We start from the raw sequence: 14,761 nt of genomic DNA, 5'->3' as shown, positions 1-14,761 counted from the left end.
CCCGTCGAAAAGGCGCGTTGATCCGGCCCGCGCCCTGCCCTATTCACCCCATGAATTTCATCACCCGGCGCGGGGGTCAACCTCTCGTGCCCAAGCTCGGGACCGTGCCTTTTCATGGTGACACTTTTCCGCTGGCTTGTGCGCCTGACGGTCGGGCTGATCCTGCTGACCATCGCGCTGGTGGCGCTGGCCTGGTATTTCGCCATCCGCTCGCTGCCCGATTACGACGGCACCTATACGGTCGAGGGCATCTCGGCCCCGGTCGAGATCGTGCGCACGACCGAGGACGTGCCGCATATCTTCGGCCAAAGCGACCGCGACATGTTCTTCGCGCTCGGCCTTGCCCATGCCCAGGACCGGCTGTTCCAGATGACCGTGCTGCGCCGGGCGGCGCAGGGCCGGCTGGCCGAGATCTATGGCATGGGCGCGCTGCCCGCCGACGACCTGGCGCGGCGGCTGGGGCTTTACCGCAACGCCCGCGCCTCGCTGCAGGCCCAGGATCCCGAGGTGCTGGAGGCGCTGCAGGCCTATGCCGAGGGCGTCAATGCCTGGATCGAACAGGTCAACCTGGGCGCGCGCGGGCGCGGGGCGCCGGAGTTCTTCCTGTATCCCGACGACATCGCCTATTGGGAGCCGGCGGATTCGCTGGCGATCCTGAAGCTGCTGGCGGCATCCTCGACCGTGCAGATGCGCCGCGAGGTGCTGCGGGCCCGGCTGTCGCTGGCCGCGCCCGAACGCGGGCAGGATCTGGTCGCCATGCCCGGCGAGCCACCGCTGCCCGGCTATGCCTCGCTTTTCCCAGGCGCGCGCTTCGCCGCGCCGGACCGCGGCGCCGGACCGCGGGACTGGACGGCGACGCTGGCCGGCTACCTGGCACCGGCAGCGGGAGCCTCGGCCAACGGCTTTGCCGCCGCGGCGGGGCGCACGGCGGCGGGGGGCGCGCTTCTGGCCAACGATCCGCAATTCGCCCTGACCGCGCCGGGCCTGTGGTACCTGGCACGGATCGAGCTTCAATCGGGCGGGGTGATCGGCGGCACCATTCCCGGCATTCCCGCGATCCTCTCGGGGCGCAATCCCGGCCTGGCCTGGGGCATCACCCCGGCCTGGGTCGACGACCAGGATCTGTATATCGAAGAGGTCCAGCCCGGCGATCCCAACCGCTATCGCGGCGCGAACGGCTGGACCGAGTTCACCACCCGGCGCGAGACGCTGCGCATCCGCGGCGCTGATCCGCAGACCATCACCCTGCGCGAGACCGAGAACGGCCCGGTCATCCCCGCCGCGCATCTGGACCTTGCCACCATCCTGCCCGCCGGCCATGTCGCGGCGCTGTCCTGGACCGGCGGCCATGGCGAGGACCGCAGCATGTCGGCGCTGATCGGCCTGATGCGGGCGCAGGACCGCCGGGCGGCGGCCCAGGCGCTGCGCGGGATGGTCGCCCCGGCCCTGACCGTGACGCTGGCCGATGCGCAGGGCGTGGGTCAGGTTCTGGCCGGCGCCCTGCCGCATCGTCCGGCCGGGCACCAGACGGCGGGCCGCATGCCGACGCCGGGCTGGGTCGTGCAGAACCGCTGGCAGGGGATCGGCCCCGCGCCCGCCGAACGGGCCGAGCTGAGCCCCGAAAGCGGCATCGTCGCCGCGACCGGGGCGGCCGAGACGGGCTGGGCCGGGCTTGGCCACGACCGGGCCGACGGCTACCGGCTGGGCCGGCTGCGCCACCTGATCGAATCGCGCGAGGTGCATTCGCGAGACAGCTTCATCGCCGCACAGACCGACATCGTCAGCCCGGTGGCCCGCGGCCTGCTGCCGTTGGTCGGGGCCGAACTATGGTTCACCGGCGAACCCGCAGCCCAGGGCACGCCCGAGCGGCTGCGCCAGGACGCACTGGCGCTTCTGGCCAATTGGGACGGCGCGATGAGCGAGCATCTGCCCGAGCCGCTGATCTATGCCGCCTGGATGCGGGCCTTGCAGGACCGGCTGGTGCGCGACGACCTCGGCCCGCTGGCGCAGGATCTGACCGAGCTTTTCCCGGTTTTCATCGACCGGGTATTCCGCGACACGGGCGGCGCCTCGGAATGGTGCGACATCCGCCAGTCCGCCCCGGTCGAGACCTGCACCCAGATCGCCCGGCAGGCGCTGGACGCGGCGCTGCTGGAGCTGGTGGCGCGCTTTGGCCCCGACCTTGCCAGCTGGCGCTGGGGTGACCTGCACCGCGCCCGCCATGTCCACCCGGCGCTGGGGGACATGCGCGGCATCTCCTACATCGTGAACCTGATCCAGCCGACTTCGGGCGGCAGTTCCACCATCGCCCAGGCCGGGTTCCTCGGCCATGGCCGCAATCCCTGGCTCAACGTGACCGGGGCCGCCTATCGCGGGGTCTACGACCTGGCCGATCCCGACAGTTCGGTGTTCATCATCTCGACCGGGCAGTCGGGCCATCCCTTCTCGCGCCATTACGACGACATGGCCGAGCTGTGGCGGCGCGGCGAATATGTGGTCATGTCGCTGGACCCGGCCCTGGCGCGGGCGGCGGCGGCGGGCATCACCCACCTGCGGCCTGCCGGCAACTAGAGGGCTTGCATCCCGCGCCCGGCCGGGCTTCCCTGCATCCCGCAACGCAGCGAAGGACAGCCCATGGCGCGCAAGATCATCATCGACACCGATCCCGGCCAGGACGACGCCGTGGCGATCCTGCTGGCGCTCGCCAGCCCCGAAATCGAGGTGCTGGGGCTAAGCGTGGTCGCGGGCAACGTGCCCTTGCACCACACCCAGCGCAATGCCCGGATGATCTGCGAGCTGGCCGGCCGGCCCGACCTTCCGGTCCATGCCGGCTGCGACGCGCCCTTGCAGCGCAAGCTGATCACGGCCGAGCATGTGCATGGCAAGACCGGGCTCGACGGCGTCACCCTGCCCGAGCCGGCCATGCCGCTCGCCCCCGGCCATGCCGTCGATTTCCTGATCGAGACGTTGCGCCGCGAAAAACCGGGCAGCGTGACGCTGGTGCCCATCGGCCCGCTGACCAATATCGCCACCGCCTTCCGGCGCGCGCCCGACATCGTCCCGCGCGTGCAGGAGATCGTGCTGATGGGCGGCGCCTATTTCGAGGTCGGCAACATCACCCCCACGGCCGAGTTCAACATCCATGTCGATCCCGAGGCGGCGAAGATCGTCTTTGCCAGCGGCGCGCCGCTGACGGTGATGCCGCTGGACGTGACGCATCGCGCCCTGACCAGTCGCGCCTGGGTCGAGGGCATGCGCGCCATGGGCCGCATCGGCCAGGCCGTCGCCAGCTGGACCGATTTCTTCGAACGCTACGACCGCGAGAAATACGGCAGCCAGGGCGCGCCGCTGCACGATCCCTGCACCATCGCCTGGCTGCTGAAGCCCGAACTGTTCACCGGCCGCTACATCAATGTCGAGATCGAGACCCAGGGCGAATACACCCTGGGCATGACTGTCGCCGACTGGTGGCGGGTCAGCGGGCGGACGCCCAACGCCACCTTCATCCGCGATGTCGATGCCGATGCCTTTTTCGCGCTGCTGACGGAACGGATCGGCGATCTGGACCGCCGGTCGGGCTAGCCGCCGATCCCTCCCCCTGGGCCGAGGGGGCCTATTCCTGCGCCGGACCGGGCTGCGTCTCGCCGGGCTGGACCTCGGGCGCGGGGGATGCCCCTTCCTCCGGCGCAGGCGTCTCGACCGCCTCCTGTCCCGATGCGCCCTGCCGCGCAGCATTCCCCGCCTGCTCCGGCGCATCCGCCTGGGGCGGATCGGCCAGCGGGCCGGCTCCGATCTCGCGGTCGATGCGGTCGATCAGTTCCTCGGTGACATCAATGGATTGCGAGGCGACAAAGATCGCGCGCTGATCCAAGACCACCACCGCGCCCCTTTCGCGCATCAGCGCCGCCAGGACCGGCAGCACGGCGCGGAAGAAGGCCTGGCGCTCTTCCTCGGCCTCGGCCTGCAAGGCGCGGGGGGCGGCGTCGCGGGCGCGGCGCACCTCGACGACGCGCTTGTCGAACTCGTCCGCGCGCTTGCGGAACTCGTCGGGCGGCAGGGTCTGGCGCAGCGCCGTCAGCTCGCGCTCCTCGGCGGCAAACTGTTCGACCAGCCGCTCGTTTTCGGCCGCGATCTCGCTTCCGCGCCGCTCCAGGTCGGCCTGCACGCGCTGGCCCCAAAGCGAATGCAGATACAGCGCATCCTGATCCAGCGTCAGGACCGGCAGCACCGCCTGGCCGTTCGGGGGCGGCGTCTCGACCACGATGGGCGCCGCCTCGGGCGCCAGGGTCTCGGGCTGCTCGGAGGGCTCCGGCACGGGCTGGGCGGACGCCCCCCTGGGCGCGGCTAGCAGCGCGGCCAGGAGCAGCACCGCGATGCCGCGTCCCCAAGCCATCAGAAGCGGGTCGAGATCGTCAGGTCGAAGGACTGCTCTTCGTCATAGTCCTCTTTCTTCAGGGCCTTGGCGAAGTTGAAGCGCAGCGGCCCGATCGGCGTGGTCCAGAAGATCGAGGCGCCGACCGCGGCGCGGACCTTCATGCCGTCGTCGACCTCGACCCCGTTGGTGCCACTGGTCCGGTCCAGCCCCCAGACCGAGCCGGCATCGGCGAAAAGCCCGCCGGTGATGCCATATTCCTCGGGCAGGCCCAGCGGGAATTGCAGCTCGGTGCGCAGCGCCCAGTAATAATTGCCGCCAAGCGCATCCTCGTTCGGCGCCGCCAGGTCACGCGGGCCAAAGCCGTTCGGCTCGAAGCCGCGGATCTTGCCGTTGCCGGTAAAGCGGTTCAGGAAGCGGCTGTCCTGGTCGTCCAGCATGTGGACGGCGCCGGTCTCGAACTCGGCCAGCATGGTGACGTTCTCGCGCCAGGCGCGGCTTTCGACGCCGGCGTAAAGCGTGCTGGTGACGGATTTCACATCCCCGCCCAGCCCGGCGAAATCCTGGCTGAACCGCAGCCGATAGCTGGTCACCGGGTCCAGCCCGGCGATGCGGCTGTCATAGCTGTAGGTATAGCCGAGCGCCGAGGTGTAATAGCCGCCCTGTTCATCGAAAAGAATCTGCGACGAACCGACCAGTTCGCCATCCTCAATATGCGGCTCTTCCACATCGAACAGCGTGTCCTTGCTGAGCTTGTAGCGCAGCTCCAGCCGGCCGTTCTCCGACACCGGGAATTCCATCCCGGTCAGGAAGCCGACGGTGCGGGTGTTGTAATCCGAGTTCAGCCGGTCGGTGGTGTTATACCAGGCCTGCACCCGCGCCTTGAGATTGCGGCCCAGGAAATAGGGCTCGACGAAGGTCAGGCCCGAGCTTTGCGTGTCCGTGCCGGTCGAAAAGGCCAGGTCAACCTGCTGCCCGCGGCCCAGGAAGTTCTTTTCCGACAGCGAGATGTTGAAGCCCACCCCGGTCGAAACGCCATAGCTGACGCCGAAGTTCAGGCTGCCGGTCGGCTGCTCCTCGACGTTCACGTCGACGATCACCTGCTCGGGCGTGGAGCCCGGCCGGCTTTCCGCCTGCACATCCGAGAAATAGCCAAGCGCCCGCAGCCGCTCGGCCGAGTTGCGGATCTCGCGCGGGTTGAAGGGGTCGCCCTCGACGGTGGCGAACTGGCGGCGGATCACCTCGTCCAGGGTGGTGGTGTTGCCCTCGATGTCGATGCGCTCGACGAAGACGCGCGGGCCGCGCGTCAGGGCAAAGGTCAGGTCCAGGGTCTGGCTGCGCTCGTTGCGGGTGACGCGCGGCTCGATATTGACGAAATCCAGCCCCTTGCGCAGCGCCAGCGCCTCCATCCGGCGGATGGTGGTGTCGATATCGGTCGGGTTGTAGACCGCGCCGCGCTTGACCCGGTTCTGGGCGGCGAATTCCGCCGCATCGACGCCGGGGATCTCGCTGACGGTGTTGATGGTGCCGAAGGTATAGCGCGGGCCTTCGTGGATCTGGAAGGTGATGTAGAAGGCGTCGCGTTCGCGCGCCAGTTCCGGCGCCACCGCCTGCACGCGGAAATCGGCATAGCCGCGCGAGCGGTAGAAGTCGGTCAGAAGCTTTTCGTCCAGCGGCACCCGCTCGGGGGCGAAGGTGTCGCGGCGGATGAAGGTGCGCAGGATGCCGGCCTGCTTGGTTTGCAGCACGTTGCGCAGCCGGCGGTCGGAAAAGGCGCGGTTGCCGACGAAGCCGATACGCTCGATCTCGGTCAAGTCGCCCTCGCGGATCTCGAAGACCAGATCGACCTGGTTGCCGCCGCGGCGGATGATGCGCGGATCGACACGGGCGGCCAGGCGCCCCTGCGAGGCATAGACCTGGCTGATCGTGGCGGCATCGGCCTCGGCCTGGGCGGGGGAATAGACCCGGCGCGACTGCGACTTGACGATCTCGGCCAGGTTCTCGTCCTTGAGACGCCTGTTGCCCTCGAAGGCGACGGTGTTGATGGTGGGGTATTCCGCCACCCTGACCACCAGCGTCCCGCCCGAGGGCACCAGTTCGACCGTCTCGAACAGACCCGAGTTCTGCAGCCGCTGCATGGCGTCGTTCAGCGCCCCGGCCGAAACGTCCTGGCCGCGCGGCAGGTCCAGATAGGACAGGATCGTCGCAGGCTCGATGCGCTGGTTGCCCTCGATCCGCACATTGCTGAAGACATAGGCCGAGGCGGGGGTCGCCACCATCGCGACCGGCGCGGCCACCGCCAGCGCCGAAATCAGCGCCAGCGCGCCCTTGCCGAGTTTCCTGTCCGTCATCGCCGCCCCTCGCGAGTAATGCGTTTCCCGGCGGGTTGGCCCCGCCATATTTGCCCCGATGGATACCGCGAAGCGGGCCACACTGTCAAAAGCCTAGCGCCGTTCAGGGGCAGAAAAGATCGTTGGTGAGGCCCAGAACCATCAGCGACAGCACCGCCGCCAGCCCCAGCGCCGACAGGATGTCCATCACCCGGTCCGAGGGCCGCCGCCCTGCCACGGCCTCGTAGAGATAGAACATCAGGTGCCCGCCATCCAGCACCGGCACCGGCAGCAGGTTCAGAAAACCGATCGCCGCCGACAGCACCGCGATCCACCAGATGAAGTTGCCGCCCCCCGCCGAGGCCGCCTGCCCCGTGGTCTCGGCGATCGAGATCGCGCCGCCCAGGTTGCAGCTGCCGATCTGGCCGGTGATCATCGCCCAAAGCCCCGAGACGGACGAGGCGATGATGTCCCAGGTGCGCGCGGCGCCGATCCCCAGCGCCTCGGCAGCGCCGGCCGGCCGCGTCGCCGGCTCGAAATAGGTGCCGCCGCCGGTCACGCCGATCAGCCAGCGCCGCGTATAGCCGTCGTCGGTCGGCAGATCCTGTTCGCGCGCGGCCAGGGTATAGTCGGCTTCCCCCTCGCCCTCGCGCCAGACGCGCAGCAGGACCGGGCGGCCCTCGGCCTCGGCCACATGCGCGCGCAGTTCGTCGAAGCGCGAGACCGGCTCGCCGTCGATGGCCAGGATCACGTCGCCTGGCTTCAGCCCGGCCGCGGCCGCCGGGCTGCGCGGCGCGATGCCGATGACCAGGGGCGGCATGAGATCGGGGCCGGGCACGGTGATTTCGGCGCCCTCGCGCAGCACGGTCCAGTCATGGACGGGCCGCGCGGGCAGCTCGGCTGCCGCTGCGCCCAGATCGCGCCAGCTCGTGACCGGCCGGCCGTCCAGCGCCAGAACGCGGTCGCCGGGTTGCAGCTGCATCTCGACGCCGGGCGGCGTCGGGTGCAGCCGACCCACCCGGACCTCGTCCACCGGCAGGCCCTGCCAGATCGCCATCCCGGCGAAGACCAGGATCGACAGCGCGAAGTTGAACACCGGCCCCGCCGCCACGGTGGCGAAGCGCGCCCAGAGCGGCGCCCCGGTCAGGCTTTGGCGCGCACGGGCCGGCTCGACCCGCACCGAGCCGGCGCTGGCCGCATCGGCATCGCCCAGGAAACGGACATAGCCGCCCAGCGGGATCGCCGCCACCTGCCAGACCGTGCCGTGCCGGTCGCGGCGCGAGACCAGCCGGGGCCCGAAGCCCAGCGAAAACACCTCGGCCTTGATGCCGCAAAGCCGGCCGACGATGTAATGGCCATATTCATGCACGGTAACGATGACCGACAGCGCCACGACAAAGGCCGCCGCGGTCCACAGGAAACCACCCATCATGTCCAGAGCCAGGCTCATGCCGCCCCCTGCCATTGCGCCGCCGCCCGCCGGGCGAAACCGTCCCAATGCAGCACCTCGGCCAGCTCGCGCGGGCTTTGTCCGAAACCCGCCTCGCGCGCGGCCAGGGCCAGCGCATGCTCGACCGCCGGGGCCATGTCGGTAAAGCGGATGCGCCCGGCGATGAAATCGTCCAGCGCCTGTTCCTTGGCGGCGTTCAGCACCGCGCCGGCGGCGCCGCCGGCCTCGATCGCCTCGCGCGCCAGGCGCAGGGCGGGCCAGCGCGCCTCGTCCGGCTGGGCAAAGGTCAGGCTGCCAAGCGCCGCCAGGTCCAGCGCCGGCACCGGCAGCGGCGCGCGCGCCGGCCAGTTCAGCGCATAGCCGATGGCATGGCGCATGTCCGGCGCCCCCAGATGCGCGATCGAGCCGCCGTCGCGATGCGTGACCATGGCATGGATGATCGACTGCGGATGCACCAGCACCCGCAAACGCTCGGCGCCGATGCCAAAGAACTCATGCGCTTCAATGACTTCCAGCGCCTTGTTGAACATGCTGGCGCTGTCGATGGTGATGCGCTGGCCCATGTCCCAGTTCGGGTGCCGGCTGGCCTCGGCCACGGTGGCCTGCGCCAGCCGTTCCAGCGGCCAGTCGCGGAAGGCGCCACCCGAGGCGGTGATGGTCACATGCTCGACGGTTTCAAGGTTTTCACCCTGAAGCGCCTGGAATATCGCGGAATGTTCGGAATCGACCGGCAGAATGCGGGCGCCGGTTTGCCGCGCACGCGCCATGACCAGAGGCCCGGCAGCGACCAGGGTTTCCTTGTTGGCAAGCGCCAGCGTGCCGCTGCGGGCCAGCACTTCCAGCCCCGGCGGCAGGCCGGCGGCGCCGATGATGGCGGAAAGCGTCCAGTCGGCCGGGCGCGCGGCGGCCTCGGCCACGGCCTGCGGCCCCGCCGCGGCCTCGATGCCGCTGCCCGACAGCGCGGCACGCAGGTCGGCCAGGCATTGCGGCCAGGCGGTGACGGCGATCTCGGCCCGCAGCGCGCGGGCCATCCGGGCCAGGCGCGCGACATTGGCGCCGCCGGTCAGGGCGATGGTGCGGAACCGCTCGGGCCCGCCGGCCCGCATCAACAGATCGAACGCGCTTTCACCGACCGACCCGGTCGCGCCCAGCACCGATATGCTGCGCATTCCTTCAGCCTCCGATCACGGGTAAAAGATTGCCGATCAACAACACAAGCGCCAGCAGCAGCGCCCCCGACATGGCGTCGAACCGGTCCATGGCGCCGCCATGGCCGGGGATAAGCTCGGAACTGTCCTTGACGCCCACCCGGCGCTTGAGCCAGCTTTCGGCGATGTCGCCGAACTGCCCGGCCAAGGCGACCAGCGGCCCCAACACCAGCACCGGCCAGGGCGCCTGCCCGGCCAGCAGCAGAACCAGCGCCAGCACCAGCGCGCCCGCCCAGCCGGCGATGGTGCCGCTCCAGGTCTTCTTGGGGCTGACGGCGGGCCAGAAGCGCGGACCGCCCAGCTTGCGGCCGATGAAATAGCCCAGCACATCCGACAGCACCACGGTGCCGACGATCCAGGCCAGCGTCGGCAGGCCCATCACCTCGCGGATCACCACCAGCCCGTAGCCCGCGCCCAGGATGGCCAGGGTGAACAGCAGATAGGCCGGGCACTCGTGTTCATGCGTGCCGTGCCAGCCGGCGATCATCGGCACCAGCGCCAGCGCCATAGGCCAGTCGCCGGGCAGCACCAGCATGGCCAGCATCACCAGCCCCGACAGGATGCCAATCAGCACGGGATGGCGCGGGCTGCGGAACTCGGGGTGGCGCCAGCCGGTCAGCCGCGCCAGTTCCCACATCATCACCCCGATCACGGCCGAGACGCCCAGTCGGATCCAGAGCCCCGAGGACAGCAGGAGCAACAGCCCCAGCACCGCCAGCACCACGCCCGACAGCAGGCGCGGCCAGAGATCGGCCCATTTGTCGCGCCCGCGCTGCAAGGCGTCGCGCAGCCGGCCCGGCTGTGACCCGCCGCCGCTCATGCGCCGCCGAAGCGCCGTTCGCGCAACCCGTAACGGTCGAGGATCTCGGCCAGGTGCTCGGGCGTGAAATCCGGCCAGAGCGTCTGGGTGAACTCATATTCCGAATAGGCCGCCTGGAAGGGCAGGAAATTCGAGGTCCGGGTCTCGCCCGAGGTGCGGATCACCAAGTCGGGGTCGGGATGGCCGGCGGTGTCCAGGCAATCGGCCAGGTCGGCCTCGGTCGGCTCGGCCACCTCGCCCCGCGCGATGCGGGCGGCAAGCCGCGCCGCGGCGCGGGTCAGCTCGTCCCGGCCGCCGTAATTGATCGCCACGGTCAAGTTCAGCCGGGTATTGCCGGCGGTGCGCGCCTCGATCCCGGCCATCAGCCGCTGCAGCTTGGGCTCCAGCCGCTCGCGCCCGCCGATGAAGCGCATGCGCACGCCCTCGGCCGAAAGCCCGTCGGCCTCGCGCTCGATATAGCGGGCGAAGATGCCCATCAGGCCCAGCACCTCCTCGGTCGAGCGCTTCCAGTTCTCGGTCGAAAAGGCATAGACGGTCAGCCAGTTCACCCCCAGGTCGGGGCAGGCGCGCACGATCTGCTTGACGCGCTCGGCGCCGCGCCGATGCCCGACCAGCCGCGGCCAGCCCCGGTTCTTGGCCCAGCGGCCGTTGCCATCCATGATGATGGCGACATGCCGGGGCCGCTGGTCCCCTCCGCCGGATTTCGACAGGCTGGCTGCGGTTTCGGCCATCCGGGTCAGACCTGCATGATCTCGGCCTGCTTGGCCTCGAGCGCCTGGTCCACCGAGGCGATCATCTTGTCGGTCAATTCCTGCACGGCGGTTTCCCAGAACTTCTGGTCGTCCTCGGACATGCCCGAGGACTTGGCCTTCTTGATCTGGTCCATGCCGTCGCGGCGCACGTTGCGGATGGCGACGCGGGCGTGCTCGGCATATTGCGCGGCGACGCGGGTCAGTTCGCGCCGGCGTTCCTCGTTCAGCTCGGGGATCGGCAGCATGATGATGGTGCCGTTGAGCTGCGGGTTGATGCCCAGGCCCGATTCGCGGATCGCCTTCTCGGCCTTGCCGACCAGGCCCTTGTCCCAGATGTTGATCGTGACCAGCCGCGGCTCGGGCACGTTCACCGTGCCGATCTGGTTGATCGGCGTGGGCGAGCCATAGGCATCGACCATGATCGGCTCGACCATGCTGGCCGAGGCACGGCCGGTGCGCAGCGAGGCGAATTCATGGCGCAGGGATTCCATCGCGCCCTTCATGCGGCGTTCCAGGTCGTCGGTGTCGATCTCGATCTCGTCGGACATGCTCGGTCATGGCCTCTGTGCTGTGATTTTCGCCGCTTTTAGCCGAGCCACGCCGGCATGGCAAAGCCTATACGGGTTTTTCAGCCGTGCACGCGCGTATATGTGCCGGTGCCGGCCAGGATTCCGCGGAAACCGCCCGGTTCATCCAGCGAGAAGACGATGATCGGCAGGTCGTTGTCGCGCGCCAGCGCGATGGCCGAGGCATCCATGACCCCCAGATGCTTTTGCAGCACCTCGTCATAGGTCACGTCGTCATAGCGCCGCGCGTCGGGGAACTTGTTCGGATCCTTGTCATAGACGCCATCGACCTTGGTGCCCTTGAAGATCGCCTCGCAATTCATCTCGTTGGCGCGCAGCGTGGCGGCGGTGTCGGTGGTGAAATAGGGGTTGCCGGTGCCGGCGGCGAAGATGCAGACACGCTTTTTTTCCAGGTGGCGCACGGCGCGGCGGCGGATATAGGGCTCGGCCACCTCGTCCATGCGGATGGCCGAGATCACGCGGGTATGGATCTTCAGCGCCTCCAGCGCCGCCTGCATGGCCAGCGCGTTCATCACCGTGGCCAGCATGCCCATGTAGTCGGCGGTCGCCCGCTCCATGCCCTGCGCGCTGCCCTGAAGGCCGCGGAAGATGTTGCCGCCGCCGATGACCATGCAGATCTCGACGCCCATGTCATGGACGGATTTGACCTCCTGCGCGATGCGGGCGACGGTCGGCGGGTGCAGGCCGTAACCCTGGTCCCCCATCAGCGCCTCGCCCGAAATCTTCAACATCACGCGCGAATAGCTTCCGCGGGTCTTGGACGCGCTTTCCGACATGGGTTCACCTTTTTGCGGCTGTTTCATTGCCGGGCAAAATGTCGCAAACAGGCCCCATGTTCAACCACTGCCGACCCGCCCCGAAATGACCCCGCGTCACCCGATCCTGGCCGGGCTGGAGCCCCGCCGCCATGTCCTGATTGCCGGGCCCACCGCCAGCGGCAAATCCGCCCTGGCGCTGGAGATCGCCGAGCGTCAGGGCGGCACCATCGTCAATGCCGACGCCTTGCAGGTCTGGTCCTGCTGGCGCGTGCTGACCGCGCGGCCCTCGCCTGATGACGAGGCGCGCGCGCCGCATGTGCTTTACGGCCATGTGCCCTGCGACCGCGGCTATTCCGTCGGCGCCTGGCTGGCCGAGGTGGCGGCGCTGATGGACCGGGGCATCGGCCGGCTGATCGTGACCGGCGGCACCGGGCTTTATCTGCATGCGCTCAGCCGCGGACTGGCGGCGATTCCCGCCACCCCGCCCGAAATCCGCGCCTGGGCCGACCAGCTCGTGCGCGAACCCGGCGGCCTGGCACGCATGGTCGCGGATCTTGATGCGCAGACCCGGACACGCATCGACCTGAAAAACCCGGTGCGCGTCCAGCGCGCCTGGGAGGTGCTGACCACCACCGGGCGCGGCATCGCCGCCTGGCAGGCCGAGACCCCGCCGCCGCTGATCGACCCCGCCGCCGCGCATCTCTTGGTGCTGGAGCCCGACCGCGACTGGCTGGCCGAGCGCATCGAGCGCCGCTTCCGGCTGATGCTGGACCAGGGCGCGCTGGACGAGGTGCGCGCCCTGCTGCCGCGCTGGAGCCCCGATGCGCTTTGGGCCAAGGCCATCGGCGCGCCGGAACTGGTCGCGCATCTGCAGGGACGGATCGACCTGGACGAGGCAATCCGGCGCGCGGTCATCGCCACGAGGCAATATGCCAAGGCGCAGCGCAGCTTCTTTCGCGGCCGGCTGGGGGATTGGCAGCGGATCGGGATCGACCCCTGACCGGCGCGGCCCGTGGTGCATGCCGCACGGCAAAGACATATTCATCTTTTGGCAACCCTGGGATGAGTATATTCTTCATGGACTCGCGTCATGGAGATAGCCCTTGGTCATGGATCCGCTGAAAGCCGCGGCTGATGGATGAAGCCCGCCGCCACCTGATCCCGCCCGATCCGGTGCTGGCGCGGCTGGCCGCGGCCGGCATCACCCTGGAAACCATCCCCGAGCCGGCGGACCCCGATCCCCGGCCGAACGTGGCCCTGACGCCGGCTGCTTTCGGCCGGCCGCTGGCCCCGGCCCCCTGCCTGGCCCCCAGCCCGTTCCGCGACCTTCTCCCCGGCCCGGCCGGGCCGGGTCAGGCGGCGGCGCTCCAGCCCCGCTGCGCTTTGCCGGGCGGGCGGCCGGGCGGCGGGCTGCGGCTGATCCCGCTGGCCGGCCTTCACTGGGGCGGGCCGGTGCGCAGCCCGGCCGCGCCGCGCAGCCCGCGGGTCCGCGGCGACCATGTGCTGCTTCGCCCGACCGGCGGCACGGTCGCGATCATGTTTCCAGGCCATCACCATGTGCTGCCGGCCGGCCGCATCGCCTTCATTCCCGCGGGCACCGCCTTTTCGCTGAACCCGCCGCCCGAGGTGCATGGGTTGGCGCTGCTGATCCCGCCCGCCATGTGCCGGGGGCTGACGCTGCCGCAGGGCTTGCGCCACGGCCTGCCTGGCGCCGCGGATGCCGAGCTGCTGGACGCGGCAATGACCGCGCTGGGTGCGGGGATGCCGCGCGCCCCCGCGCAGAATGCCGCGACCGCACGCGGGCTGGGGCTGATCGCAGCCGTGCTGTCGCGGCTGGGCGATGGACAGGGCGCGGGGCTGGCGCCATCCGCACCTTCGCCCGCCGGCCTGGCCGAGGCCCGGGCGCTGACCGGGCATTTCCTGCAACTGGCGCAGGCCGAGCTGCAATCGGGCCAGACCATCGCCGAACTGGCGCTGCGGCTGGGCTGCTCGCAGGCGCAGCTCGACCGCGCCTGCCGCCTGAGCCGGGGTCGCAGCGCGCTGGAGCTGCTCTACGACCTGCGGCTGCAATGCGCCAGCAAGGCGCTGCGCGACGGCGACTTGCCGATGGCGCAGATCGCGGCGCGGCTGGGCTATAGCGGGCTTGGCCATTTCATGCGCGCCTTCTTGGCCGCGACGGGCCGCACGCCCCAGGCTTACCGGGCGCTGATGCGGGAAACCCACAGCCGCCCCGGCGATCGCCCCGCCGGCTGATTCCCGCGCCTTCGGGCAGCATCATGCGTCGCGCATCGTCCCGCCATGGGAGCCCGGCACGCCGCGGATCGGCGATGAGGAAACGGCACGCAGTCGGAAGACCTGCGGGCGAACGGAAAAGCCTGTCGGGGCAGGCAACTGCGCCACCCTTGTCGGCTGCGACTGGCGGCCGCGCTGCGGGTCGCGGTCATCGGGACGCAGATGAAAGGCCCGAGGGCACGAGAAAGGCTG

Annotated in this window: 12 protein-coding genes; 4 read left to right on the top strand and 8 right to left on the bottom strand. The window is 69.9% G+C overall.

Going from position 1 to position 14,761, the window contains the following annotated elements; genetic code table 11:
- Nucleotides 1–114: 114 nt before the first annotated feature.
- Both ACNKFW_RS15295 and ACNKFW_RS15290 read left to right on the top strand, forming a co-directional pair.
- Nucleotides 115–2,571 carry a penicillin acylase family protein gene (locus ACNKFW_RS15295; protein ID WP_147428976.1) on the top strand — a complete coding sequence of 819 codons (2,457 nt, stop codon included), beginning with the start codon at nt 115–117 and terminating at the stop codon, nt 2,569–2,571.
- 63 nt (nt 2,572–2,634) lie between these two features.
- Nucleotides 2,635–3,582 carry a nucleoside hydrolase gene (locus ACNKFW_RS15290; protein ID WP_024844461.1) on the top strand — a complete coding sequence of 316 codons (948 nt, stop codon included), beginning with the start codon at nt 2,635–2,637 and terminating at the stop codon, nt 3,580–3,582.
- A 31-nt stretch (nt 3,583–3,613) separates the two neighbouring features.
- On the opposite strand, the gene ACNKFW_RS15285 is transcribed toward ACNKFW_RS15290, so the two are convergent.
- The 8 genes from ACNKFW_RS15285 to pyrH all read right to left on the bottom strand — a co-directional run bounded on the left by ACNKFW_RS15285 (nt 3,614) and on the right by pyrH (nt 12,295).
- Nucleotides 3,614–4,393, bottom strand: a complete 780-nt coding sequence (locus ACNKFW_RS15285; RefSeq protein WP_024844460.1) for an OmpH family outer membrane protein — start codon at nt 4,391–4,393, stop codon at nt 3,614–3,616.
- Nucleotides 4,393–6,723, bottom strand: coding sequence for an outer membrane protein assembly factor BamA (gene bamA, locus ACNKFW_RS15280; RefSeq protein WP_024844459.1), 2,331 nt, complete (start codon nt 6,721–6,723; stop codon nt 4,393–4,395). The genes ACNKFW_RS15285 and bamA overlap by 1 nt, the downstream gene beginning before the upstream one ends.
- A gap of 103 nt (nt 6,724–6,826) precedes the next feature.
- The gene (gene rseP / locus ACNKFW_RS15275) at nt 6,827–8,152 is read right to left on the bottom strand and encodes an RIP metalloprotease RseP (RefSeq protein ID WP_147428977.1); all 1,326 of its coding nucleotides are present in this window, start codon (nt 8,150–8,152) and stop codon (nt 6,827–6,829) included.
- The gene (gene dxr / locus ACNKFW_RS15270) at nt 8,149–9,321 is read right to left on the bottom strand and encodes a 1-deoxy-D-xylulose-5-phosphate reductoisomerase (RefSeq protein ID WP_147428978.1); all 1,173 of its coding nucleotides are present in this window, start codon (nt 9,319–9,321) and stop codon (nt 8,149–8,151) included. Before dxr ends, rseP begins: the two co-directional genes overlap by 4 nt.
- Nucleotides 9,322–9,325: 4 nt before the next feature.
- A complete protein-coding gene (locus ACNKFW_RS15265; RefSeq protein WP_147428979.1) occupies nt 9,326–10,180 on the bottom strand; it encodes a phosphatidate cytidylyltransferase in 855 nt (284 codons plus the stop codon).
- The gene (gene uppS, locus ACNKFW_RS15260) at nt 10,177–10,911 is read right to left on the bottom strand and encodes a polyprenyl diphosphate synthase (protein WP_024844455.1); all 735 of its coding nucleotides are present in this window, start codon (nt 10,909–10,911) and stop codon (nt 10,177–10,179) included. Before uppS ends, ACNKFW_RS15265 begins: the two co-directional genes overlap by 4 nt.
- A gap of 5 nt (nt 10,912–10,916) precedes the next feature.
- Nucleotides 10,917–11,480 carry a ribosome recycling factor gene (gene frr, locus ACNKFW_RS15255; protein ID WP_147428980.1) on the bottom strand — a complete coding sequence of 188 codons (564 nt, stop codon included), beginning with the start codon at nt 11,478–11,480 and terminating at the stop codon, nt 10,917–10,919.
- An 80-nt stretch (nt 11,481–11,560) separates the two neighbouring features.
- Nucleotides 11,561–12,295 carry a UMP kinase gene (gene pyrH, locus ACNKFW_RS15250; protein ID WP_024844453.1) on the bottom strand — a complete coding sequence of 245 codons (735 nt, stop codon included), beginning with the start codon at nt 12,293–12,295 and terminating at the stop codon, nt 11,561–11,563.
- 85 nt (nt 12,296–12,380) lie between these two features.
- On the opposite strand from pyrH, the gene miaA reads away from it, so the two are divergent.
- Complete coding sequence (gene miaA, locus ACNKFW_RS15245) at nt 12,381–13,277, top strand: tRNA (adenosine(37)-N6)-dimethylallyltransferase MiaA (protein ID WP_024844452.1); 897 nt, start codon at nt 12,381–12,383, stop codon at nt 13,275–13,277.
- Nucleotides 13,278–13,411: 134 nt separating this feature from the next.
- Entirely contained in the window at nt 13,412–14,530 is a 1,119-nt protein-coding gene (locus ACNKFW_RS15240) for a helix-turn-helix domain-containing protein (RefSeq protein WP_147428981.1), read from the top strand.
- Nucleotides 14,531–14,761: the final 231 nt, after the last annotated feature.

The organism is Paracoccus sp. TD-10 (genome assembly GCF_048270675.1).
Taxonomy (GTDB): domain Bacteria; phylum Pseudomonadota; class Alphaproteobacteria; order Rhodobacterales; family Rhodobacteraceae; genus Paracoccus; species Paracoccus pantotrophus.
This window is presented reverse-complemented; position numbering and strand designations above follow the sequence as displayed.

Bases quoted from the DNA above. Each gene is read 5' to 3' on its own strand.
- bamA (WP_024844459.1), bottom strand. From the start codon at position 6,723: ATGACGGACAGGAAACTCGGCAAGGGCGCGCTGGCGCTGATTTCGGCG.
- frr (WP_147428980.1), bottom strand. From the start codon at position 11,480: ATGTCCGACGAGATCGAGATCGACACCGACGACCTGGAACGCCGCATG.
- dxr (WP_147428978.1), bottom strand. From the start codon at position 9,321: ATGCGCAGCATATCGGTGCTGGGCGCGACCGGGTCGGTCGGTGAAAGC.
- miaA (WP_024844452.1), top strand. From the start codon at position 12,381: ATGACCCCGCGTCACCCGATCCTGGCCGGGCTGGAGCCCCGCCGCCAT.
- rseP (WP_147428977.1), bottom strand. From the start codon at position 8,152: ATGAGCCTGGCTCTGGACATGATGGGTGGTTTCCTGTGGACCGCGGCG.
- ACNKFW_RS15290 (WP_024844461.1), top strand. From the start codon at position 2,635: ATGGCGCGCAAGATCATCATCGACACCGATCCCGGCCAGGACGACGCC.
- pyrH (WP_024844453.1), bottom strand. From the start codon at position 12,295: ATGTCGGAAAGCGCGTCCAAGACCCGCGGAAGCTATTCGCGCGTGATG.
- ACNKFW_RS15285 (WP_024844460.1), bottom strand. From the start codon at position 4,393: ATGGCTTGGGGACGCGGCATCGCGGTGCTGCTCCTGGCCGCGCTGCTA.
- uppS (WP_024844455.1), bottom strand. From the start codon at position 10,911: ATGGCCGAAACCGCAGCCAGCCTGTCGAAATCCGGCGGAGGGGACCAG.
- ACNKFW_RS15265 (WP_147428979.1), bottom strand. From the start codon at position 10,180: ATGAGCGGCGGCGGGTCACAGCCGGGCCGGCTGCGCGACGCCTTGCAG.
- ACNKFW_RS15295 (WP_147428976.1), top strand. From the start codon at position 115: ATGGTGACACTTTTCCGCTGGCTTGTGCGCCTGACGGTCGGGCTGATC.
- ACNKFW_RS15240 (WP_147428981.1), top strand. From the start codon at position 13,412: ATGGATGAAGCCCGCCGCCACCTGATCCCGCCCGATCCGGTGCTGGCG.